The following is a 1421-nucleotide window of genomic DNA, read 5'->3' on the forward strand; positions in this document are numbered from 1 at the left end:
GGCTGTTGAAAAACTCTTTGATCCCAAGATCTCATTGTGATTCACTATTATTAGGTGATTTGATCTGGGAGAGGCGCGATGTTAGGTGCACAGGTTGGGCAGCAAGACAGACTGTTTTACAAGTTTAATCTTGAAGACGTTGTTCCTAAAGATCACCTGGTACGCAAATTAGATGCAGTGCTTGATTTAAGCTGGTTGCGTTCGGAACTTTCTCCTTTCTACAGTCATACAGGGCGTCCCTCAATTGATCCTGAACTTATGATCAGAATGCTGCTCGTTGGTTACTGTTATTCCATCCGCTCGGAGCGGCGATTGTGCCAGGAAGTCGAACTTAATTTAGCTTATAGGTGGTTTTGTCGGCTCGGCCTTGAAGACAAGGTTCCTGACCATTCGACCTTCTCGGTTAACCGGCACGGACGGTTCCGTCAAAGTGATATTTTACGCTCGGTGTTTGAGAATGTGGTCCGACGGTGCATGAAAGCGGGGCTGGTCAGTGGTGAGGGTTTTGCCGTGGATGCAAGCGTGATAGAGGCCAATGCCAGCCGCTTCGCCCGAATTGAAGGTGCGGATATCGACTGGACAGATGAGCTGCAAGCCCAACGGCCCGTCAAGGAATACATCGAAGCCCTTAATGGAGGGAATGCCCCAACCAATCCTAAGCGTAAACCCAAAGCCATGTCTCCAACCGACCCATCAGCGGCTTGGACAATACGGGGGCGCAATAAAATCATGTTCGGTTACAGTCTCAATTATCTAATCGATATGGAAAACGCCGTTATTCTTGACGTTGAAGCCACACCGACACGGATTACCAAAGAAGTCGAAGCGACAGAAAATATGCTTGAACGTACAGAAAATCGTTTTGATCTAAAGCCTAATCACATTGCGGGCGATATGGCTTATGGTACTGGCAAGATGCTTGGTTGGCTTGAGAAGAAAAAGATAGAACCGCATATTCCGGTTAAGGATATGGCCAAGCGCGATGATGGTACTTTATCGCGTGATGATTTTAGCTTTGATATGGGCCGTGACCTCTATACCTGCCCGCAGGGTAAGGTACTTAAGACCACAGGTAAGGTCCATGATGGCAAAACACTTTTATACAGGGCATCCAAGCGAGACTGCGACCTATGCCCGCTGAAAACAAAATGTTGCCCACGAACCCCTTCACGGAAAATTCCTCGCGATATTAACGAGGCTGCTCGTGACCATGCCCGATCTCTTAACGGCACTGAAGCTTATAATCAATCGGCATGTAATCGCAAAAAGATTGAAAGACTGTTCGGAGAAGCGAAACAGAACCTGGCAATGACAAGGCTCAGGCTGCGAGGGTTATCTGGAGCAAAGGATGAATTTTTACTCACGGCGACAGTGCAGAACCTGAAACGCTTAGCTAAATTCATCTCAAGACCACCTCCAAC

Annotated in this window: 1 protein-coding gene; it reads left to right on the forward strand. The window is 47.7% G+C overall.

Annotation, left to right across the window (positions count from 1 at the left end; translation table 11 throughout):
• Nucleotides 1-78: 78 nt before the first annotated feature.
• On the forward strand, nt 79-1421 hold a 1343-nt coding region (locus MTBPR1_RS10850), incomplete at its 3' end, for an IS1182 family transposase (protein WP_069189049.1).

This window comes from Candidatus Terasakiella magnetica (assembly GCF_900093605.1).
GTDB lineage: Bacteria > Pseudomonadota > Alphaproteobacteria > Rhodospirillales > Terasakiellaceae > Terasakiella > Terasakiella magnetica.